The 20,541-nt window shown below is 52.7% G+C and carries 23 protein-coding genes; all 23 read right to left on the reverse strand.

Annotated features, from left to right (window positions below; genetic code table 11):
* Positions 1–87: 87 nt before the first annotated feature.
* On the reverse strand, positions 88–558 hold the full coding sequence (locus tag HH215_RS10905; RefSeq protein ID WP_169284335.1) for a YaiI/YqxD family protein: 471 nt from the start codon (positions 556–558) through the stop codon (positions 88–90).
* A gap of 536 nt (positions 559–1,094) precedes the next feature.
* On the reverse strand, positions 1,095–1,901 hold the full coding sequence (locus tag HH215_RS10910) for a pyruvate, water dikinase regulatory protein (protein ID WP_169279924.1): 807 nt from the start codon (positions 1,899–1,901) through the stop codon (positions 1,095–1,097).
* A gap of 26 nt (positions 1,902–1,927) precedes the next feature.
* On the reverse strand, positions 1,928–4,009 hold the full coding sequence (gene glyS / locus HH215_RS10915) for a glycine--tRNA ligase subunit beta (protein ID WP_169279925.1): 2,082 nt from the start codon (positions 4,007–4,009) through the stop codon (positions 1,928–1,930).
* Positions 4,002–4,889 carry a glycine--tRNA ligase subunit alpha gene (glyQ, locus tag HH215_RS10920; RefSeq protein ID WP_169279926.1) on the reverse strand — a complete coding sequence of 296 codons (888 nt, stop codon included), beginning with the start codon at positions 4,887–4,889 and terminating at the stop codon, positions 4,002–4,004. The genes glyS and glyQ overlap by 8 nt, the downstream gene beginning before the upstream one ends.
* 321 nt (positions 4,890–5,210) lie before the next feature.
* On the reverse strand, positions 5,211–6,026 hold the full coding sequence (gene recO / locus HH215_RS10925) for a DNA repair protein RecO (protein WP_169279927.1): 816 nt from the start codon (positions 6,024–6,026) through the stop codon (positions 5,211–5,213).
* Between the two features lie 6 nt (positions 6,027–6,032).
* Positions 6,033–6,182 carry a YqzL family protein gene (locus tag HH215_RS10930; protein ID WP_169279928.1) on the reverse strand — a complete coding sequence of 50 codons (150 nt, stop codon included), beginning with the start codon at positions 6,180–6,182 and terminating at the stop codon, positions 6,033–6,035.
* A 130-nt stretch (positions 6,183–6,312) separates the two neighbouring features.
* Positions 6,313–7,215: a GTPase Era gene (gene era, locus HH215_RS10935; protein WP_169279929.1), complete on the reverse strand. Its 903-nt coding sequence runs from the start codon at positions 7,213–7,215 to the stop codon at positions 6,313–6,315.
* Between the two features lie 41 nt (positions 7,216–7,256).
* Positions 7,257–7,682 carry a cytidine deaminase gene (locus HH215_RS10940; protein ID WP_169279930.1) on the reverse strand — a complete coding sequence of 142 codons (426 nt, stop codon included), beginning with the start codon at positions 7,680–7,682 and terminating at the stop codon, positions 7,257–7,259.
* 24 nt (positions 7,683–7,706) lie between these two features.
* On the reverse strand, positions 7,707–8,081 hold the full coding sequence (locus HH215_RS10945) for a diacylglycerol kinase family protein (protein WP_169279931.1): 375 nt from the start codon (positions 8,079–8,081) through the stop codon (positions 7,707–7,709).
* Positions 8,078–8,614, reverse strand: coding sequence for an rRNA maturation RNase YbeY (gene ybeY / locus HH215_RS10950; RefSeq protein WP_169279932.1), 537 nt, complete (start codon positions 8,612–8,614; stop codon positions 8,078–8,080). Before ybeY ends, HH215_RS10945 begins: the two co-directional genes overlap by 4 nt.
* On the reverse strand, positions 8,611–10,878 hold the full coding sequence (locus HH215_RS10955; protein WP_169279933.1) for an HD family phosphohydrolase: 2,268 nt from the start codon (positions 10,876–10,878) through the stop codon (positions 8,611–8,613). Before HH215_RS10955 ends, ybeY begins: the two co-directional genes overlap by 4 nt.
* Before the next feature lie 22 nt (positions 10,879–10,900).
* Positions 10,901–11,869 (reverse strand): PhoH family protein, encoded by a 969-nt coding sequence (locus HH215_RS10960; RefSeq protein WP_169279934.1) that lies wholly within the window; start codon positions 11,867–11,869, stop codon positions 10,901–10,903.
* Positions 11,870–11,899: 30 nt separating this feature from the next.
* A complete protein-coding gene (gene yqfD / locus HH215_RS10965; protein WP_169279935.1) occupies positions 11,900–13,078 on the reverse strand; it encodes a sporulation protein YqfD in 1,179 nt (392 codons plus the stop codon).
* 168 nt (positions 13,079–13,246) lie between these two features.
* Positions 13,247–13,543: a sporulation protein YqfC gene (gene yqfC / locus HH215_RS10970; protein WP_169279936.1), complete on the reverse strand. Its 297-nt coding sequence runs from the start codon at positions 13,541–13,543 to the stop codon at positions 13,247–13,249.
* A 152-nt stretch (positions 13,544–13,695) separates the two neighbouring features.
* The gene (locus HH215_RS10975) at positions 13,696–14,742 is read right to left on the reverse strand and encodes an NAD(P)/FAD-dependent oxidoreductase (protein ID WP_169279937.1); all 1,047 of its coding nucleotides are present in this window, start codon (positions 14,740–14,742) and stop codon (positions 13,696–13,698) included.
* A 212-nt stretch (positions 14,743–14,954) separates the two neighbouring features.
* Positions 14,955–15,383 carry a YqfB family membrane protein gene (locus HH215_RS10980; RefSeq protein ID WP_169279938.1) on the reverse strand — a complete coding sequence of 143 codons (429 nt, stop codon included), beginning with the start codon at positions 15,381–15,383 and terminating at the stop codon, positions 14,955–14,957.
* 23 nt (positions 15,384–15,406) lie between these two features.
* Positions 15,407–16,390 carry a flotillin-like protein FloA gene (gene floA, locus HH215_RS10985; RefSeq protein WP_310735613.1) on the reverse strand — a complete coding sequence of 328 codons (984 nt, stop codon included), beginning with the start codon at positions 16,388–16,390 and terminating at the stop codon, positions 15,407–15,409.
* A gap of 94 nt (positions 16,391–16,484) precedes the next feature.
* Positions 16,485–17,792, reverse strand: coding sequence for an NfeD family protein (locus HH215_RS10990; protein ID WP_254450566.1), 1,308 nt, complete (start codon positions 17,790–17,792; stop codon positions 16,485–16,487).
* A 232-nt stretch (positions 17,793–18,024) separates the two neighbouring features.
* The gene (locus HH215_RS10995) at positions 18,025–18,468 is read right to left on the reverse strand and encodes a GatB/YqeY domain-containing protein (protein WP_169279941.1); all 444 of its coding nucleotides are present in this window, start codon (positions 18,466–18,468) and stop codon (positions 18,025–18,027) included.
* A gap of 15 nt (positions 18,469–18,483) precedes the next feature.
* A complete protein-coding gene (gene rpsU, locus HH215_RS11000; RefSeq protein ID WP_115990702.1) occupies positions 18,484–18,657 on the reverse strand; it encodes a 30S ribosomal protein S21 in 174 nt (57 codons plus the stop codon).
* A 156-nt stretch (positions 18,658–18,813) separates the two neighbouring features.
* Positions 18,814–19,167, reverse strand: a complete 354-nt coding sequence (locus HH215_RS11005; protein WP_169279942.1) for a histidine triad nucleotide-binding protein — start codon at positions 19,165–19,167, stop codon at positions 18,814–18,816.
* 138 nt (positions 19,168–19,305) lie between these two features.
* Positions 19,306–19,716, reverse strand: a complete 411-nt coding sequence (locus HH215_RS11010; RefSeq protein ID WP_375140495.1) for a hypothetical protein — start codon at positions 19,714–19,716, stop codon at positions 19,306–19,308.
* 154 nt (positions 19,717–19,870) lie between these two features.
* Complete coding sequence (locus tag HH215_RS11015) at positions 19,871–20,485, reverse strand: hypothetical protein (RefSeq protein WP_169279943.1); 615 nt, start codon at positions 20,483–20,485, stop codon at positions 19,871–19,873.
* Positions 20,486–20,541 lie beyond the last annotated feature (56 nt).

The raw sequence follows: 20,541 nt of genomic DNA on the forward strand, positions 1-20,541 counted from the left end.
GAAATCCACCTTATTTCCTAAGTGCGCGCGACCGCATGGATAGTTTCACCGCTCTGAAGGTCGCTTACTTGCACGTAATACAATTCGCTATAGGTCGGGATTTTCCTGCAACCCCTGCAATAGAGTTGTCAGTTTTTGTTGAAACCGGTCGCGATCCTCGTCCGTAAACGCTCTCGGTCCCTTCGTCCGCATGCCTCCCCGGCGCATGCGCGCTGAGAAATGACGCTGTTCCAGCAAGCCTTCGATGTCCGATTCCCGAATTTCTTTGCCTCTAGGCGTTAACACGGCGGATCCCCTTGCAAGTCCCAGTGCGGCTAATCCATAATCGCCCGTAACGAGAATATCGCTCTTCCTCAGAACGTTGGCGATATAGAGATCCGCGGCTTGATCGCTGGCATCGACAGTCACGACTTCAACGGACGGCTCAGCGACTAGTACATGCGCGTGACTCGATACAAGCAATGCCGTCGCTCCGCATTGTCTGACCGTTCTGGCAATTTCCGACTTTACCGGACAAGCATCGCCATCCACCACAACCCTAAGACGGGGAACAAGCATCGACATCACCACACGATTCACCCAAAGTTTGCCGTATTAATATATACGCTAACGGGATTCAAAATCCTGCCTTACCCTCATCAAATTTTATGTTCCCCAATTGTTTCCTTTTGAAACTTCGTCATTAATCGAAATAAGGCTTGTCATTTCATCATCCGCTAATAACTATACGCAACCAAGAGATTGTTAGTTACAGCATCGACACAATATCGCATAAAACAACATTTTTCGACAAATAGTTTGTTTATCAGAATACACTATATTCGCTTCGTTGTCCTATATCCCTTTCAATTCGTTCACAAAATGCTCATAAATGATAGTAATAGATCGAAAAGTCCTATGGACGTATATTTACATCCTAAATAAGAAGGAAATATAAGCTTATTAATTCTGCGTACATAGAACTATATGTTTCTTATCATCGTCTCTTTCGATTTGATTTAAACCCGGTTCGTCATCACAATTCCCGGCTCATTAACAATCAAAAGAGAACCTCGCGGTTCTCTTCCGTTTCCTAACTTAAGACAAGGCAATCGCTATCTCTGCAAATGCTCCAAAATAAGGCTGGCCGTTTCCTCCACCGCTTTATTCGAAACGTCGATGACGATGCAACCGATCTTCTCCATCACTTGCCTTGCGTGATCCAGCTCTTTGAGAATTCGCTCAGGAGTCGCATAAGGCGCCGAATCTGGCAGCCCTAATGCTTTCAGGCGTTCCTTGCGAATCGCGTTTAACGCATCCGGATTGATCGTTAGCCCGACCACTTTGCTCGGCGAAGCCAGATAGAGTTCCCTTGGAGGAACCAGTTCCGGAATCAAAGGCACGTTAGCGACCTTATACGTTTTGTGCGCAAGCACCATGGATAAAGGCGTTTTGGACGTTCGCGAAACGCCGACGAGAATAATATCGGCTTTGAGAATTCCGGTAACGTCCCTGGCATCGTCATAACGAACGGCGAATTCCACCGCTTCTACCTTGCGGAAATAGTCGGCGTTCAGCAAGTGGTTCAACCCGGGTTCATGCCGGGACTCATGACCGAGCGCATGCTCAAGATTATCGATTAACGGTCCCAACAAATCGACCGCCTTTACTTTCATCTTCGCCGCTTGCGCGACCATGTACTCGCGCAGAAACGGGATGACTAGCGTAAAGAGTACGATGCTATTATCTTCTTGGGCCGCCGTGAGAACAGAATCTATGCCGTCCCTCGTTTGAATGAACGCCGCTCGGCGGATGTTCACGGACAAAGGATGGAACTGAGCGGCGGCAGCGCGTACCGCAAGCTCTCCGGTGTCCCCCGCGGAGTCGGATACGACGTATACGATTACGCTTGCTTGCGACATTGGGCCAGCTCCTTCCTCTCGAATAATCAACCCGTCAACTTCGAGAAATCGGCGAATTGTTTAACATCGTCCGCCACTAACGCAAGGATGGCCAAGCGATTGCGCCGTAACGCCTCGTCTTCCGCCATGACCATGACCGCTTCGAAGAAGGTCGTCACCGGACCGCTCAAGGAAGAGAGCGCGGATAAAGCTTCCGCCATGTTCGCTTCCGCGCTTGCGCCGATGTACCGGCCATGCGCTTGCTGCCAAGCTTCGTATAGCTTGCTCTCGGCCGCGTCAGCGAATAAGTTCGCGTCCACCTGCTTCGAGTCCGCTTTGGCCGCTAAGTTGCAAACCCGATTAAACGCTTCGACGGCAGGACGGAACTCCGCTTTGCCGCTATCCGAGTTGACCTCTTGCAAAGCGCGGGCGCGAAGTAAAACCCGACGAACGTCTCTAACCCCGGCCCCAAGCACCGCGTCCACGACGTCGTATCGAATCTCTTGTTCGGACAATACGTTCTTGATCCGCAACGCGAAAAATTCGTGCATATCCTTACCGATATCGTAAGCTTCGCGCTTCAACCCTCTGGCCGCTTGAACGTCCAGAGCGATCTGGAACAGTTCGGCCAGCGAAATCTCCAACTCGTGCGCCAGCAGCGTATTTACGATACCGGCGGCTTGCCGGCGAAGCGCGTACGGATCTTGCGATCCCGTCGGAATGATGCCGATCGAGAAACATCCCGCGATCGTGTCCAACTTGTCGGCGATTCCGACGATGGCTCCGATTAGCGATGCCGCCGGACGATCTCCCGCGTTTCTTGGCGAATAGTGCTCATTGATCGCTTTAGCTACGGCTTCCCGCTCGCCGGCTTTACGCGCGTAGTCTTCGCCCATGATGCCTTGAAGCTCGGGGAATTCGTACACCATCTGGGACACAAGGTCGAATTTGCAAATATCGGCCGTACGGCTGACGTCGGCGAGGTCGTCCTTGTCTAAGCGCAAATGTTGGGCGATCCGATCGGCTACGATTCTTACGCGGCGAACTTTGTCCGCCACGGTGCCGAGCTCCTCGTGGTACACGATATTTTCAAGCTTGGCCAAGGCGTCCTCGATGACCAGCTTTTTGTCTTCTTCGTAGAAAAATTTCGCATCGGACAGACGCGCGCGCAGCACCTTCTCGTTTCCTTTGGAAACGACGTCCAGCGATAAAGAGTCGCCGTTGCGAACCGTAACGAAATGCGGAAGCAAGCGGCCTTCGCCGTCGAAAACCGGGAAATAACGCTGATGCTCGCGCATGGACGTGATCAGTACTTCCTGCGGGATCTGCAGGAACGACGGATCGAAGGATCCGGCAAGCACCGTCGGCGTTTCGACCAAGAAGAGTACCTCTTCCAGCAGGTCTTCTTTCACCGCGATATTCCAGCCCCGTTCCGCGGACAAGGCTTGAATTCCTTCAACGATCGCCTTCCGACGTTGTTCTACGTCTACGATAACCTGTTGGGCAAGCAACTTCTCCGTATATAAACGAGGCTCTTCGACGACGGTTTCGGCGCCGAGAAAACGATGACCCCGCGAAACGTTACCTGACGCGACGCCGGTAATCTCGAACGGAACGACATCGGTCCCGTGCAACGCGACCAACCAACGGATCGGTCGGACGTACTTAAGCTCGTAATTCCCCCAACGCATATTTTTCGGGAACGTAAGGGAAGTCACCAGAGCAGGAAGCGCTTCTGGCAACAGCGAAGCCGTTTCCACTCCTAAGCTGCTCTTCTTGGCATAAAGATACTCGACGCCCGCCAATTCGCGAATGAACAAGGTGTCCAGTTCGACGCCTTGGCTTCTGGCGAACCCCTGCGCGGGTTTGCTGAGAGCCCCGTTCTCATCGTAAGCGATTTTGCGCGAAGGCCCTTTAACCTCTTCGGTGACGTCCGCTTGCTTATCGGCGAGAGCGACGATATGGACCGCCAATCTTCTCGGCGTCGCGTAAGCGATAACTTCGCTGTATTCAAGGCGGCTGTCCGACAGCCACTTCTCCGTCTTCTCTTTAAGCTGTTCCATAGCGCCGCGCACGAAACGGGCAGGCACTTCTTCCAATCCGATTTCTAACAGCAGATCTCTAGCCATTGTTCACCGCTCCTTTCTTCAGCAACGGGAATTCCAGCCGTTCCCGTTCTTGCAAGTACGTGGCTCCGACCTGTCTGGCCAAATTCCGAACCCGCGTAATGTACCCCGTGCGTTCCGTTACGCTGATCGCTCCCCTGGCATCCAACAAGTTAAACGCGTGGGAGCATTTCAGCACATAGTCGTAAGCGGGGAATACGAGATTAACGTCCATCGCCCGCTTCGCCTCGCTCTCGTAAGTCGAGAACAATTGGAACAGCATGGCCGTATCCGACACTTCGAACGTATATTTGGAGTGCTCGTACTCGGGTTGCTTGAATACGTCGCCGTAAGTTACGCCGCTAACCCATTCAAGATCAAATACGTTTTCTTTGTTCTGAATGTAGGAAGCCAACCTTTCCATGCCGTACGTAATTTCCACGGCTACGGGGTGACAATCGATCCCGCCTACCTGTTGGAAATAAGTAAATTGCGTGACCTCCATGCCGTCGAGCCATACTTCCCAACCAAGACCCCATGCGCCCAGCGTAGGAGACTCCCAATTATCCTCGACGAAACGAATGTCGTGATGGAGCGGATCCAACCCGAGCTTCTTCAAACTTTCGAGATAGAGCTCCTGAATGTTGTCCGGCGAAGGTTTCATGATCACTTGGAATTGGTGATGCTGATAGAGCCTGTTCGGATTTTCTCCGTAACGGCCATCCGCCGGCCGCCTGGAAGGCTCCACGTACGCGACGTTCCAAGGCTCCGGTCCGATCGCCCGCAGGAAAGTCATCGGGTTCATCGTCCCCGCGCCCTTCTCCGTGTCGTACGGTTGTACGACGATACAATTCTGCTCAGCCCAAAACTGCTGCAGCGTTAACGTCATTTGTTGAAAATTCACTCGTTATTCGCTCCTTCGGCGTTGCCGCCCATAATAAAAAGCCCCCATCCCACGTCTGCCATTGCAGACATAGGGACGGGAGCTATACCCGCGGTTCCACCCTACTTGGTCTTCCTCCGACGTCGGCATAAGCGCCTGATCGCCCGAGATCAACCCTCCTCATTCGTTCGGAGTCCCTCCAGAGCGCCCTTCGCCGATCCGTCGCCTCCGGGCTTGCACTGTCCCCGGCTCGCTGCGTTGCTAACGGTATTCGACTACTTTTCTCCTTCGCAGAGACAATATCGATTATGATGTCATTCTAAACTACCGGTGAGCGGACTGTCAAACCGTTCCGTCTCCGGCCTCTTCGGGTTTTGCAGAAGGCTCGGGGCGTTTCATCCGCTCGCCAAGCATATCTCCGTATTTCTCCCACTGATCTAGAAAGTTGCGAGACTTCAAGACGAGATTCAAATGGGTATCCATCCATCTTCTCATCGCAAGCTGCAATTGACGTTTGGAGCTTTCCCTGACCGTAATGTTCCCCAATCTGCGCAAATCCAACGCGGAAAACACGCGCAGCAACTTCCACACCGTCTCTTCCAGCTCTAGAGCCGAAGGATCCCTGTGCCGACATTGAAGACACAGCGCGCCGCCGGCGATGGCGCTGAACCGAAATGGCCCTTGGGACTTCCCGCAACTGACGCATTCGTCCAGCAAAGGAGCATATCCCGCGGCGTTGACGATCTTCATCTCGTAAGCCCGCAGGACGATCTGCGGATCCTTGCCTTCCGCGAGTGCGGTCTGACAAGCTTTCAATTGATGGAACAAATAGGCGGCAGCTTCGTCATCGTTAATTGCCCGATCCGTCAGTTCCGCCGCGTAAGCCGCATAAGCCGGGCCTTCCAGCCCTTCCCGAAGTTCATGGAACGACTCGAGAATTTCCCCGCTGTTCAAGTTTCCGAGCGTCCCCGATTTATAATAGGAAAAATCCCCGTATGTAAACAGTTGGGCCAACGCGCCGTAACGGCTCTTCAGCTTCTTGGCTCCGCGCACGACAACGCCCTGCTTCCCGTATGTCGGCGTAAGCAGGGTAATGATCTTATTTCCTTCTCCGTAATCGGTACTTCGAATCACTAGTCCTTCGACCCGATATAACATCGGCACTCATTCCTCGTCCGCGACATTGCCCTCTTCGCTTTCATCTCCGGCATTCGCTCCCAGTTCGGAAGCGCCGAGATTGTGAACTTCCTTGTACAACAGATAAGCTTCGATATCGCCGGTTTGCGTAAACACGTGCCACGTGAAATCCCGCACAGCGCCTCATCCTCTCCGGGCGAAAATGGATTGCACTTTCAAGGATTAGGATGTCACGAGGACCGCTTCGGTATGCTTGACACTTTTTGCACAACGGCGAACCGTTGGATAGACCGGTTTCGGCTATTCGTTAGTCGTTGCGATATCCGAGCGTTTTCAAGATCGATTCGCGATTGCGCCAGTCTTTATTCACCTTCACCCATAGCTCGAGGAAGATTTTGGAACCGAGCAGTCTTTCCATATCTATTCGGGCCAGCTTGCCGACTTCCTTCAACAGCGCGCCGCTTTTGCCGATAATAATCCCCTTCTGCGAATCCCGTTCGACGAAAATGACCGCTCCGATGTTCACGAGCCCGTTATCCGCGACGCTCATGCTCTCGATCTCCACCGCGATCGAATGCGGGATCTCCTCCCGCGTAAGCTGCAGCAGCTTCTCGCGGATCAACTCCGCGCAGACGAATTGCTCGGGATGATCGGTAATTTGATCGGCCGGGTAATACATCGGGCCTTCTTGCAGGTAACGGGACACTTGCTCGAGCAACGCGTTAACGTTATTTCCGTTAAGCGCGGATACGGGCACGACTTCGGTAAAATTCATCAACTTCCTGTATTTGTCAATGACCGGAAGCATCTCTTCCGGATGGATCTTATCGATCTTGTTGAGCACGAGAAATACAGGCGTATCTTTCACTTTCTTCAACTGCTCGATAATGTAGCGGTCTCCGCCTCCGATCGGCTCCGTAACGTCCGTAAGAAACAGAATCGCTTCCACTTCGTTAAACGCGCTTTCTGCGGCTTTGAGCATGTAATTGCCCAGCTTCGAGTTCGGTTTCGTAATGCCGGGCGTATCCAAAAATACAATTTGAACGTCGTCCGTCGTGTAGACGCCATGAATTTTATTGCGCGTCGTTTGGGGCTTATCCGACATGATCGCGATCTTCTGACCGATCACTTGGTTCATTAGCGTCGATTTGCCCGCGTTAGGACGGCCGACGATGGCCACGAACCCTGATTTGAAACCTTTTTTCTGCATGCTGCAATCTCCTTGTCATGTGTGAACTTCCGCTATCTATCTCATTTGTTCAGGTCCCGCGAGGTGAATGCTCCCGGAAGCAGTTCCGACACCGTCGTCACCCGGTAGTCTCCGGACAGGTTACCTAGAATGACCGGCATATCCGGTTGGCAAAGCTCGGCCAATACTTGACGGCATACTCCGCAAGGCGAGATCGGTTGATCCGTTTCGCCGATTACCGCGACGGCCTGGAATTCGCCTGCCGCGCAGCCGTCCGCTATAGCCCGGAATAACGCCGTGCGTTCCGCGCAGTTCGTCGGCCCGTAGGCCGCGTTCTCCACGTTGCAGCCATGATGCAATCGTCCTTGAGCATCAAGCGCCACAGCGCCGACCGCAAAGCCGGAATAAGGAACGTAAGCTCGCGAACGAGCAATCGTAGCTTCTTCCATAAATCGTTCTATCGTTAGAGAAAGTCCGCTGATATCCATTATGATTCCCTCCGAATCATCCGACTATTGAAAACAAGCCTTCCACAAGGGCGGGCCAAGCACGATCAATCCGACGCCCACCGCGAAGAGAGCCGCGATAAGCACTGCGCCTGCAGCGGTATCTTTCGCGGCTTTAGCAAGCGGATGCTGCTCCGAGGAAATGCGGTCTACCGTTCTTTCGATCGCCGTATTGATCAGTTCCGCAACCCATACGCCGGTTATGGCCGCGAGCAACCATAGCCAATCCCCTGCGGACAACCTTAACCATGCCGCGAGGGCAATGACGAGTAACGCAGCTCCTAAATGAAATTGCATATGGCGTTCACTCCGCAACGCTTCGTAGATCCCCGCGAAAGCATGGCGGAACGATCTGATCTCGCGCGAACGCCAGCCGTTCATCGCAGAAGCCCCGCCTCTTTCAATACTTCCTCCTGCTTGGAGAACATCTCCCGTTCCTGCTCTTCATCCCCGTGATCGTAACCGATCACATGAAGAAAGCCGTGCACGAATAAGAAACCGAGCTCTCGCTCGAAGCTATGTCCGTAATCCTCGGCTTGCGCCTCGGCTCTGGGAACTGAGATCACGATATCCCCGAGCAGCTCGGAGAACGGGTTGCTGGCTTTCTCTTCGTCCTTCCATTCCTCTTCGCCTTCTTCGGAAGCTTCGTATTCGCCGTTATATTGAATATCCGGCTCCTCGCCTTCAAGCAAAGAGAACGAGAGCACGTCCGTCGGCTTGTCCAATCCCCGATACTGTTTATTTAATTCCCTAATCCCTTCATCGTCCGTCAACGTGAGCGTAACGATCCCGGAGGTCACGTCTTCCTTGTTCCCCGCGATATGAAGCAGCTTCTCCAACATATCCATCCATTGCTCTTCCCGCGCACCGGCTCCGCCTTCGCGTTCGTCGATCCATTCCAAGCTAAGAGTCATTCTTTGTTCTCCTTTGCGTCCATCGCCTTTTTCAATTCTTTATCGTCCGGATACTCGATGCGGGAATGAAACATTCCGATTACCGTTTCCTTAAGCGTCTCCGCGATCTTATCCAATTCCCTTAACGTCAGGTCGCACTCGTTATATTGATTATCGTCCAATCGATCCTTAATGATCTTGCCGATCATCTCCTCGATTTGTTCCACGCGAGGATGATTCAACGATCGAACGGCCGCTTCCACGCAATCCGCGATGCCGACGATGGCCGCTTCCTTCGACTGCGCTTTAGGCCCCGGATAACGGTAATCGTCCTCCGTAAAGTCGATGTCCGCTCCTTGTTCCTGAGCTTGTTTAACCGCCTTGTAGTAAAAATACTTCAGAAAGGTCGAGCCGTGGTGCTGTTCCGCGATATCCCGAATCGGCTTAGGCAGCTTATGCGCCTTAAGCATGTCCGCCCCATCCTTCGCATGCGCGATAATGATCGAAGCGCTGACCTTAGGGTCGAGCTTGTCGTGAGGGTTGCCCGATGCGTTCTGATTTTCGATAAAATAAAGCGGTCTCTTCGTCTTGCCCACGTCGTGGTAGAAAGATCCTACGCGGCATAACAGACCGTTGGCCCCGACGGATTCGGCTGCCGCCTCCGATAAGTTGCCGACCATAAGACTATGATGATAGGTGCCCGGCGTCTCCGTAAGCAGCTTGCGAAGCAGAGGATGATTCGGATTGGACAGCTCGACAAGCTTAAGCGCGGACAATATTCCGAACGTTACTTCGAAGAACGGCATCAACCCGATGACAAGCACGGCGGTTAATAGTCCGCTCGAGAACATGAAGATCACCGATTGGACGAGTTGAATTCGGCTAGGCTCGGGATTGACGAGCATTAAAGCGATTACCGCTACCGACCCGAACAGACTAACCATGATTCCCGCCTTTAATATGGACGATCGCTGGCTCGCTCTATGGATCGCCAGAACGGCAGTGAAGGAAACGACGGCCGCCACGAATCCGTAGTGAAAGTCGAAAATATGCTCCTGTTCCACATTCAGAATGAGACTCGCCAACAAAGTAAATAGGAAAGAGCTGACCAGTCCGAGATGCAAGTCGAGCAGAAGCGTCACGAGCATGCTCCCCATCGCGATTGGGGCCAAATAACCAACGAATGGCCAATCCGCGCTATGGGTCAACGCAACTAGATGCATGAACAGTATGTTTAACGCAAAGATCAACAACAGCATGACCCAATGGACGTTCGTTCGTTGCTGAGCGCCGGAACCGCCGGAAGTCAATTCGCCGTAACCGTATAAAGCCAAAGTGAAAATTACCGAAAACAATAGGACGCCCAGCTGAGGCAAGTAATTTTTTCGCTCTTGAAGCAGCCCCATCGAGTCTAGCTTTTCGTAGATATTTTCCGTAATGACTTGTCCCGATTTAACGATGATGTCCCCTTGCTTAATGAGGACGGGAGGCGTATTCTGCTTCGCTTCGACCTTGGCGTCTTCCGTTGCCTTCTTATCGAAAAATTTGTTCGGCAGAATAGCGAGGCGCGCAAGCTCTTGCACGATTTCCCGTTCCGTCTTCAACGAAAGCGAGCTCGCGTTGACGAGCTCCGCGACTTTCGTGCGGCCCGTTTCCGCTTGCGTCAAGGATTCGCCCGTAAGCTTGCGAACGACGTCGCGGCCGACCGAGCGCATCTCCGTCAGTTGTTCCGGCGTCAACCGAGGAATCTTATAAAAGGTTTCCTCGGGTATCGCATACCTCTGGGAGAACACCGCTTGCTGCATTTCCGTTAACAAACCTTCGGAATACGTTTCGGAGCCTTTGTTCGCGACGATGAAATTGGCGATGTATTGGTCTACGCGTTCCGGGATGACGCGACGAAAGATTTCCACCTTGTCGTTATCCGTAATTTGATCGTCGGAATTCAGCTCCTCGATCCTCGTGAAAATTTCGTTGATCAGCGCTTCATTCCGCAGCGCCACGATGGAATAGATCGGGCCTACCGTTTCCGCGGCTTCTTCTTGCGCTTTCAAAGTCGCCTTCTCGTCCAACTCCTGGCGAGGAGCTTTGATGTCTTTGTCGCTTTTGCCGTTTAACGTAATGTCGTAAGTTTCCGGCACGAGCCGCGGGGCAACGCTGAAGTAAAACAAAAATACAAAAAGCAGGAGCAGGAGCCAGCGCATCGCTGCGCTGTGCTTCCATCCTGCCGCTGCCCCAGATAAGGTAAGCGGATTGCTAGGTTGGCCGCCATTATTCCGACTCATCCGGCACTCCCCTTCCCTATGATTATTGTTGTTCGTTGTTTGCGTTGTAGGCTAAAATGATCTTCTGTACAAGGGCGTGACGGACGACGTCTTGATCCGTAAAGTATACCATCCCGATCTCTTCGATCTCGCGCAAAATACGCTCGGCTTCGATCAAACCGGATTTTTTCCCTTTCGGCAAGTCGATCTGGGTCACGTCGCCCGTAATGATCATACGCGAGCCGAAACCTAATCGCGTAAGGAACATCTTCATCTGCTCGGGTGTCGTGTTCTGCGCTTCATCCAGAATAACGAAGGAATCGTCCAACGTTCGGCCCCTCATGTAAGCAAGCGGCGCGATTTCGATCTGTCCGCGTTCCATTGCCTTGGCTACGCCTTCCAATCCGAGCGCGTCGTTCAACGCATCGTACAAAGGACGCAAATACGGGTCTACCTTCTCTTGCAGATCGCCGGGCAGGAATCCCAGGCTTTCACCCGCTTCGACGGCCGGACGGGTCAGCAGAATGCGCTTGACCTTGCCTTCCTTCAACGCGGCGACCGCGCACATAACGGCCAAATACGTCTTGCCCGTGCCGGCAGGCCCGATTCCGAAGACGATGTCCTTCTTCCGGATCGTCGTCACGTAATGCCGCTGACCGAGCGTCTTCGGAACAACCGGCTTTCCGCGGAAGGTCGCGGTGATCTCGCCTTTGAACAAGGTAAGCAGCTCGTCCGCCTTCATCTCGCGCGATAACTCCAAAGCGTAGCGAACGTCGCGTTCGTTTAACTGCAGCCCGCCTTGAATGAGTTGGATAAGCGTATCGAATAATTGTTGCAAGGACCGAACTTCGTCCGCGGGTCCTTCAATATGAATTTCCGCGTCCCTCGAATGGATAAGCGACACGGTTTCCTTCTCGATTAGTCGCAGGAATTTGTCCTGCGGGCCGAACAGCGCCAATCCTTCAGCTGCATTTCGTAACGGGATAGTCGTATATTCTTTCAGTTCCGTCAAAAAAACTCATTCCCCCTAATCGGTAGATCCTTATCCTATAGGACGTTCGACCTCGATGGATTGTTCCACCTCGAAAAGAACGGTTAACATCACTTTACCATTCTCAGTATGTTCATGCAAAATGTTTTCCGCCTTGATGGTCGTATCTTTCCCCCATTTAGCCATTAATTCCGCGCGAGCCTGCGCCAATCCCGCCTGCTTGGCTTCCTCGGGAGTCAGCGTCTTCTCGATTTCCACGACTTCCTGCTCGTGCTCCTTAATCGTGCCGAAGGGCATAAGCCGCTTCCACAGCTGCACTTGATTGACGGTCGAACGAGTTTGCGAGTTGTCGAACGTTTGCCCTCCGTAACCCGAGATCTGCAGCGCCCGGTTGCCGATCAACAAATAAGTGCGTTCTTTGGTCAACCCGGTTAGACTCTTGGATTTCGTGACGAGCGGAGATACGATACGATATTCATGCCAGACAAGACCCATCACTTTGCCTTTGGAAGCGACGGTCTTATAATGATTCGCGTCTCCCAGAATGCCGGAAATCAGAATATCGCCTTTGCGGACCCTATCGTTGCGCACAACTTTCGGACGCCCGTTCTCCGCGATAATCTGGGTGATGACCGCATCCGTTTTGGCGACCAAATGTCTCGGCCCCTCCAGCGTTTTAACCTCGGGTTTCGTCGAATCGATAACCGTGATCGATATGGACGTGCCCCGCTTGTCCACGCCGATCCAAGCCGCTTCGGGCAAGTGAAGAGCCAATCGTTGCGACAAAGACGCGGCATCCTGAAGCCGAAACGACCACTGATAGGGATAGATTCCTTCGGCTTTGGCCGCTTGACGTATTTTTTCCTCGGAGATAGAAGAATTGCCTTCGACCCGGACGTCCCATACGAGCGTGGAAAGAATGAATAACGCAACGACGAACGCGAGCATTCCTCCCGCGAACGTCTTTCTTCGCGAAAGCCGCGCCAACTGAAATGGCAGCCCATGACGAGAGAGAATCCGTATACGGCTCCCGCTCTTTCGCAACAATGGCCGCAATCGGAAAAAATCGGGAACGGACACTCCGAATAGCATTTCCCCCGCAGCATTAAACGAAATATTCCAAAGAGAGATTTTTTCCCTCGTAGCCGAGTTGAGGAAATCCTCGTTTTCTCCCCCGACGAGTTTGATCCACACATAACCGCGCATTGTCGCAACCCATGTTCCTTTCATCCTGACTCTCCTCCCGGATAAGGGCTTGTCCTAGTGCCAGCGAACGAATGCGTTCACTTAAAAAACGGTTCCGCCGTCATCGGAGCAACGAACGATCAAAGCTCAAGGAGCTGCAACGATCGGTAATCCGAGACGGCGACCTATTGGATGCTAAAATAGCTCGAGCATTCAGTTGGGCGGTTTCCCTTTCGCATGCAACTGAACGCCCATTATTTTTCCTTCCACGAATACTTCCTCTGCCCCGATATTCCGAATAATCAAATCTTGGCCCGTTACTTCCATTATCCCGTTATCCATAGCTAGACGAAGGTTATCCGGGGAAAAATGGAGGATTCCACGGTGGTTCTCCACCGTAACCTGAAGGCCCCCGATCATCGTGATGCGCGGCAAGTCCAGCACCACATCCTGCGGCAGGTCGAGAATCGTTGCGGTCCATTTGCGCAGCTTCCGACTTACACGCATCATTGGGCGGTCCTCCCTCCTATACGTTAAACATATGCGCCTAGCGGGTTCTTTATGAAGCGATGCGCGGTCAAGCCGCAGATCCGATTTTCCGCCGCACGCAAAAAAGACCAACCGGAAGCTTCCCGTTGATCCGATCTTTCAATTGGGACGTTCTATTCGTCGTCCTCGTCCTTATATCCTAACGCTCGATTCTTTTCCTTAAAACGATCGTTGTGCGATGAGACATATGCTACCCGGGGAGCTTCCGGATCTATGAAAAGCTTCGCGCTGTTCAAAGCAAGCACCGCATCCGAGAAGGCGCCCGCGATCAGGTTCACTTTACTGTCGTAGCTGGCAAAATCGCCCGCCGCGTAAATCCCCGCAATATTGGTTTCCAGCTTGCCGTTCGCGAACACGTTCCAATCGTCCATGTCGAGTCCCCAATCGGTAATGCCGGTAAAATCCGACTTCAGTCCGTGGTTCACGATGATCGCGTCCGTTTCCAGCACCTCAGTGACGCCCGTTTCTAAGTCGGACACCGTCACCTTGCCGATCGTCTCCCCGTCGTCGCTATGCAACTGCGTAATGGCGTGCAGCGTTCGAACCTGTACGGATGAGTTTTTCATCCGGAGCACGTTTTTCTCGTGACCTCCGAACCAATCCCGCCGATGGATAACCGTTACGCTAGCCGCTATCGACTCTAGCTCGTTCGCCCAATCGACCGCGGAATTGCCCCCTCCGGATATGATGACCCGCTTGCCGCGGAACGGCTCCAATTCCTGAACGGTGTAATGAAGGTTCGTGACCTCGTAACGCTCCGCGCCCTCGATGTTCAGTTTCTCCATTTTCAAGATTCCTCTGCCGAGAGCCAGTATAATCGTCCTTGTCCAGTGCTTCTCTCCGGATTCCGCTTCGAGCACGTACGTACCGTCCTCTTGTTTCGAAAGCCCTGTAATCTGTTGTCCGAAAACGACCGTCGGATCGAAGATCCTCGCTTGCTGCGCCAATTGAGCGATTAGCTGCTCGCACTTAACCGGCGCGAATCCTCCCACGTCCCATATCATCTTCTCAGGATAAATCAGCAGACGTCCGCCCAACTCTTCCTTCGCTTCGATCAGCTTTGTCTTAAGATCCCGCATCCCGCTATAGAAAGCCGCATACATGCCCGCAGGTCCCCCGCCGATAATGGTTACGTCATATAGTTCCAATGGCTCCGCCACGATAACATTCCTCCAGTAAGCTTCGGATCGGTTCTTGTAAATGATATTTATTCTCAATTACATCCCCAGTTATTGTAGCCTCGCCGAATCGCGGTTGCAATGGACAAAAAAAGCTTTTTCTTTGTACACATTTTATGATTTTCGATGAAACACTCATAACCGGCTTGCGTCGCGTCAAAAAAACCTCCCGATAGCAGGAGGTTTCTTCGTTTCTAGCGTCTATAAGGCCGGCGAGCTCTCGGGGGGCCGAGAATTTCCGCCCACATCACGGCGCGGGATAGTTCCGTTCCCGAAAGTCCTGGAGAGGTCGCTTTGCTACCTTTGCGTTCCGCTGCCGCAGCTACGGGAGCCTGTGCGGCAACCGAAGGCTCCCTGCGGGTATCCGACCGGACCGTCTGTCTCAGCTCGGGAAAAGGGGCTTCCACAGGCGTAGGACGCGTCTGGGTTGGGGCGGCGGCATCATCCGGGGAATCCGGCTGCCCTGTCCGGCTAGAACGCTGCTCGCCGTCGCCGCCGACATCCGGCCACCGAGTTCGCGGCCGTTCGGTCTGGGATTTACGAAAGAAAAGCGAGTAGATTATTCCTATCGCGATGATAACGAAATGAAAGTTGTTCGTTAGGAGCGTGATTAAGTCCTCCACGGTTCATCCCTCCTTGCTAGCGATCAGGGCTTATTGTTCCCGCCTAGCGAGTCATTTTGTTTGCCGATGGAGCCGCGCATTTGCGTATCGGCTTCGATGTTTTTCAAGTTCATGTAATCCATTACCCCAAGCTTACCCGATTTTAAGGCTTCCGCCATCGCTAACGGCACCTCGGATTCGGCTTCGACGACTTTAGCTTGCATCTCGACTACGCGAGCTTTCATTTCTTGCTCCTGGGCAACGGCCATCGCGCGGCGTTCCTCCGCCTTCGCTTGGGCGATCCGTTTGTCCGCTTCCGCTTGTTCCGTCTGCAAATGGGCGCCGATGTTCTTGCCAACGTCTACGTCCGCGATATCGATCGATAGGATTTCGAACGCCGTTCCCGCATCTAATCCTTTGTTAAGCACGGTCTTGGAGATCAGATCCGGATTTTCCAGAACGTCCTTATGCGACTCGGATGCACCGTTCGTGCTGACGATCCCTTCCGCGACGCGGGCGAGAATCGTTTCTTCTCCGGCGCCCCCGACTAAGCGGTCGATGTTTGCGCGTACCGTTACGCGAGCTTTAACTTTAACCTCGATGCCGTTCTTGGCCACCGCGGACACGACCGGGGTCTCGATGACTTTCGGGTTAACGCTCATTTGTACCGCTTGGAGTACGTCACGGCCTGCGAGATCAATCGCCGCGGCCCGTTCGAACACGAGAGGAATATCCGCGCGTTGCGCCGCGATAAGCGCATTGACGACGCGGTCGACGTTGCCTCCGGCCAAGAAATGGCTTTCGAGCTGGTTGATGTTCAATCCTAGCCCGGCTTTCGTCGCCTTGATCAAAGGATTCACGATTCGACTAGGCACGACGCGACGCAACCGCATGGCCACTAAAGTGATTATGCTGATTTTAACGCCCGACGCCAGTGCCGAGATCCATAACATAAAGGGGAAAAAGCTCAAGAATACCGATACCGCGACTACGGCCACTGCGATAATAACGAGTAACTGCACGTCCATATTATCCATTTTGTACCTCCAAGAGTTTATTGTGCGCTACGATTTCATTTAGCAGGCAATAATCTCGCCTCTTAAATAAATTCGGCCTACAGGCCTATATCTCCTTCACGAGAATACGGGTTCCGTCTACCGATACGACCCGAATCGACTTGCCTTTTTCGATTAGCTCCCCGGAAGTAATAACATCCAGCCGCTGTCCCTCGATCTCGGCAATGCCCGAAGGGCGAAGCATCGAAGTCGCGACCCCTTCCTGTCCGATCCATTTCTCGCGGGAGACTTGCGGGACGTATCCCTTATCCGTCGTTAACTGCTCGCTAAGAATAAATCGATTCCAAACGCCGCGTTTGCGGAAAACATACACGAACACGGCAACGATGACGGCGGCGACCAGACTCGCAATACCCAATGAGCGAAGCGCGTTTCCGGTATCGTAAGCGCCCATCGTAATGCCGAAGATAATCGCTACGATTCCTAGAATGCCCAGAATGCCGAAGCTTGGAATAAATACTTCCAGAACAAGCAGCGCTATTCCAAGCAAGAATACGACCAGGGCTTCCATGCCCGCAAAACCTGCGATCGATTGACCGAAGAAATAAAGTCCGAACGAGAGAAGACCGATAATTCCGGGTATTCCGAAACCCGGTACAAGCAGTTCGATCGCTACGCCGGCAATTCCGATAATAAGAAGCAGAGTCGCGATTCCCGGACTCGTAACCGCCGTGGATACTTTTTCCGCGAACGAAGGCTTGAGATCCACCACCGTTCGATCGGATAACCCTTTCCACGCGATGACTTCTTCCGGAGTCTTAGCTATCTTATCCGCATAGCCGACCTTTAAAGCTTTCTCGGAGCTTAAGGAGATGATCTGACCTTTCTGTTTCGTCTCCCCGATCGCTTTCATCTCGACTACCCGATCGGGATCAACCATTCCGATCGCGATATTCGCATCGCGACCGTTTAATTCCGCGGCGGATGCCATCTCTTCGCTCCAGAACGAGACAAGCTTCGGATTCTCGACCGCGTTGCCCGAGCCGTCCACGATCATCGCCGCTCCGATCGTCGTGCCCGGCGCCATTGCGATGCCCCCCGCGTTCAGCGCCAAGTATGCGCCGGCAGACGCGGCTTTACCGCTGACGTAGGCAACGGTAGGAACCGTAGCGCCACGAATGCGCTTACCGATCTCCTCCGCGGTGTCCAGTCGTCCTCCGGGTGTGTCAATATCGAGCACGACTAACGAAGCTTTGGCCTCTTCCGCTTCCTCCAGCGCTCGATCCAGAAAGGACGCAAGCCCGGTTTGGACCGTCTGATGCACCGGAATGACGTATACCGCTCCGGCGGAAGGCGTTTCCGCCGCGCGCGCGTTGCCAAGGGCAATGCCGATCAAAGGAATTACCGATAGCATTAGCAACAGCGCTAATCTCAATGCCTTTCCCCAGTCGACGATTTGATGGCGGTTCGGATGAAATATTCTCAATTTCATTCCTCCTATCGCGTTTTATTCGATATGTAGTTAATACGATTCGACAAGAGTATCGTTTCAATACGCCTGTCCATTAACAGCGTGGTTGCTTGCTGTCCCGATAATAAAGCAAAAAGCACCCCCTTAGGGGAGTGCCTGTCGTTCATGTCGGAGTTTACTGCAGAGATTGTTGGACGATTGCGTTGACGAGCTTACCGTCCGCAATTCCCTTCACCTTGGGCATTAAAGCGCCCATCAATTTCCCCAGGTCGGCTTTAGAAGAAGCACCGGTTTCTTGCATGGTCTGTACAACAATGGCTTTGACTTCTTCTTCCGTTAGCTGTCGTGGAAGATATTCAGAGATGATCTCAATTTCTGCTTTGACATTGCTTACGAGATCTTCCCGTCCGCCTCTTTCGAAGTCTTGGAGGGAATCGCGTCGCTGCTTGAGTTCACGGCTCAGTACATTAAGCGTTTCGTTATCGTCAAGCGCGCGGCGCAGCTCGATTTCTTGGTTTTTGATCGAAGACCGAACCATGCGAATGGTTTGAAGGCGAAACTTCTCGCCGCTCTTCATCGCCAGCTTCATGTCTTCATTCAATCTTTCCGCAAGATTCATGAGTGCGGATTCCTCCTAGAACTTCCGTTTGCGCGCAGCTTCGGATTTCAGCTTGCGCTTAACGCTCGGTTTCTCGTAATGTTTACGTTTCTTCACTTCCGCGAGAACGCCGTCTTTGGCAATGGAACGCTTAAAGCGGCGGAGTGCAGCGTCGATTGTTTCATTTTTTCGTACTTTTGTTTCGGCCACCTGTTTTCCCTCCCTCCGCAACAGACCCAACACGGTTATCAAACTATATTATATGTGATGAGGAAAGGGGGTGTCAACTTGAGTCTGCCGAAAAATACGAATCCTTTGACACTAAGTTTTTCCTCTTCGTCATCGGTTAACGAAATGAGTCATTTCCTATTTTGTTTGCGGGTTAAGACCGGCCAGTTTCTCGCCGCCCAGAATGTGCCAATGAACGTGGAAAACCAATTGGCCGGAATCGCTGCCGCAGTTGTTGACCAGCCGATAGCCCGAATCCGCGAGCCCCGCTTCTTTGGCGATCTGTTGGGCGCTTAACAACGTATGCCCGAGCAAAGCGGCGTCTCCCTCTTCCCACTCGTTCATCGAAGCGATATGCTTCTTCGGGATAACCAACAGATGGACCGGAGCTTGCGGTTGAATATCGTGGAAAGCGACGACTTGATCGTCTTCGAATACTTTGCGAGCGGGAATCGTTCCCTCGACGATTTTACAGAATAAGCAATCCGACAATTTACGCACCCCTAGAAAATCATTTTGCAATTATCATAACGCATTTCCAGCGTCCCCGTCCAACTATACGTCATCACTCGGTACGCAAAACAAGAAAGCCTGCAGCTCGGCTGCAGACTTGTTACGATCGCATGACGATCACCAGTAATAGGGCAGCAACGATATGGCCGCCAGCCCCGCAAGGGGCAGCACAAGCCGGTTAAACCGTCTTGGCCGATAGGGATAGAACGGACCGAATGCGCGCATCTGATCCGCCATTCCGGGTACCGCCAAACATAACCATTCGTCGTCGACGTGCTCCACGATTCCGTCGTAACAGTAGCCATCCGCGGCTTGAACTTCCACGTAGCGATGCATATGAGATTCGCACAAAGATTTCGTTACTTTCTTGGCGACGGGTTTCGGATACATCGGATGCGGATAAATCGGAAGTTTATGCTCGTGCGGATGTTTATGCTCGTGGTGGACTTCCTCCACTGGGAATACATTCGGTTTTTCTGCTTGTTTCTGGATTGGTTGCGGTGCTGGCTGGGGTTTTGGTTTCTCCATTTGCAATCCCTCCTTGGGCACTTGCCTTCTCCAACATCATATGCGGAACTAGGCGAATGGCTACTTAAGGGTGAAAGAAATGGGCGCAACAAAACGAGGGCTGATCCCACGGGGCGCGAAAGCCCCAGCGGAATAGCCCTATACGCTTAGCCGACTACAGATTTCCGGCTAATCGTTCTAAACTTTTACTCGCTTCGACCGCGTTCGGAACCCAATCCGCAATCGTGATCATCTGGCGGAAGCCCGCTTCCCCGGAGGGCGGACGAAAGCGATTCAGAGCTTCCTGCATTTGCGCTGCAGCGTCGCGAATGATTGTCAGTTTCGCTTTCTGATCGTCGGTTAACGGCCCGTCAATATCGCCGATCGACGCTATCGGACCTTCCTGACCCATCACGGCGTTCATCGCGACGAATAACGGCTTGCTTGCTTCTTCTCTCGATTGCCCGGTCGTCAGAGAGGCGGCTTCCACGAATAGGCCTACGGTCTCGCCGGAAGCCAGATGAGCCTCTCCGAGCCATTGCGCCGCTTGTAACCGTTTCGATTCCGTCTTGGCGCTCAGCAAGAGGTCTGCGCCGTCATGAAGCCGATCGGCATAAATCAACGCATAGCTATACTGCTCGGATAATTGTTTCCCTAAATCCGTCGTATGCGTTTGTTTGGTCAACAAATATTTGGAATAAACGACGATAATTAAAGTCATCATCAATACGATAACGATATAGAGAACCGGGATCGTGTACGTTCTTTTGTTTTGAGCTTTATCCGACATGGTAAATCCTCCCGAGCAACCGCTAATAATTAATCGATTATTGCGAAGCTTAACCT

The organism is Cohnella herbarum (genome assembly GCF_012849095.1).
GTDB classification, from domain to species: Bacteria; Bacillota; Bacilli; order Paenibacillales; family Paenibacillaceae; genus Cohnella; species Cohnella herbarum.

Bases quoted from the DNA above. Each gene is read 5' to 3' on its own strand.
- HH215_RS10905 (WP_169284335.1), bottom strand. From the start codon at position 558: ATGCTTGTTCCCCGTCTTAGGGTTGTGGTGGATGGCGATGCTTGTCCG.
- HH215_RS10910 (WP_169279924.1), bottom strand. From the start codon at position 1,901: ATGTCGCAAGCAAGCGTAATCGTATACGTCGTATCCGACTCCGCGGGG.
- glyS (WP_169279925.1), bottom strand. From the start codon at position 4,009: ATGGCTAGAGATCTGCTGTTAGAAATCGGATTGGAAGAAGTGCCTGCC.
- recO (WP_169279927.1), bottom strand. From the start codon at position 6,026: ATGTTATATCGGGTCGAAGGACTAGTGATTCGAAGTACCGATTACGGA.
- era (WP_169279929.1), bottom strand. From the start codon at position 7,215: ATGCAGAAAAAAGGTTTCAAATCAGGGTTCGTGGCCATCGTCGGCCGT.
- HH215_RS10940 (WP_169279930.1), bottom strand. From the start codon at position 7,682: ATGGATATCAGCGGACTTTCTCTAACGATAGAACGATTTATGGAAGAA.
- HH215_RS10945 (WP_169279931.1), bottom strand. From the start codon at position 8,081: ATGAACGGCTGGCGTTCGCGCGAGATCAGATCGTTCCGCCATGCTTTC.
- ybeY (WP_169279932.1), bottom strand. From the start codon at position 8,614: ATGACTCTTAGCTTGGAATGGATCGACGAACGCGAAGGCGGAGCCGGT.
- HH215_RS10955 (WP_169279933.1), bottom strand. From the start codon at position 10,878: ATGAGTCGGAATAATGGCGGCCAACCTAGCAATCCGCTTACCTTATCT.
- yqfD (WP_169279935.1), bottom strand. From the start codon at position 13,078: ATGAAAGGAACATGGGTTGCGACAATGCGCGGTTATGTGTGGATCAAA.
- yqfC (WP_169279936.1), bottom strand. From the start codon at position 13,543: ATGATGCGTGTAAGTCGGAAGCTGCGCAAATGGACCGCAACGATTCTC.
- floA (WP_310735613.1), bottom strand. From the start codon at position 16,390: ATGGACGTGCAGTTACTCGTTATTATCGCAGTGGCCGTAGTCGCGGTA.
- HH215_RS10990 (WP_254450566.1), bottom strand. From the start codon at position 17,792: ATGCTATCGGTAATTCCTTTGATCGGCATTGCCCTTGGCAACGCGCGC.
- HH215_RS10995 (WP_169279941.1), bottom strand. From the start codon at position 18,468: ATGAATCTTGCGGAAAGATTGAATGAAGACATGAAGCTGGCGATGAAG.
- HH215_RS11010 (WP_375140495.1), bottom strand. From the start codon at position 19,716: ATGGAGAAACCAAAACCCCAGCCAGCACCGCAACCAATCCAGAAACAA.
- HH215_RS11015 (WP_169279943.1), bottom strand. From the start codon at position 20,485: ATGTCGGATAAAGCTCAAAACAAAAGAACGTACACGATCCCGGTTCTC.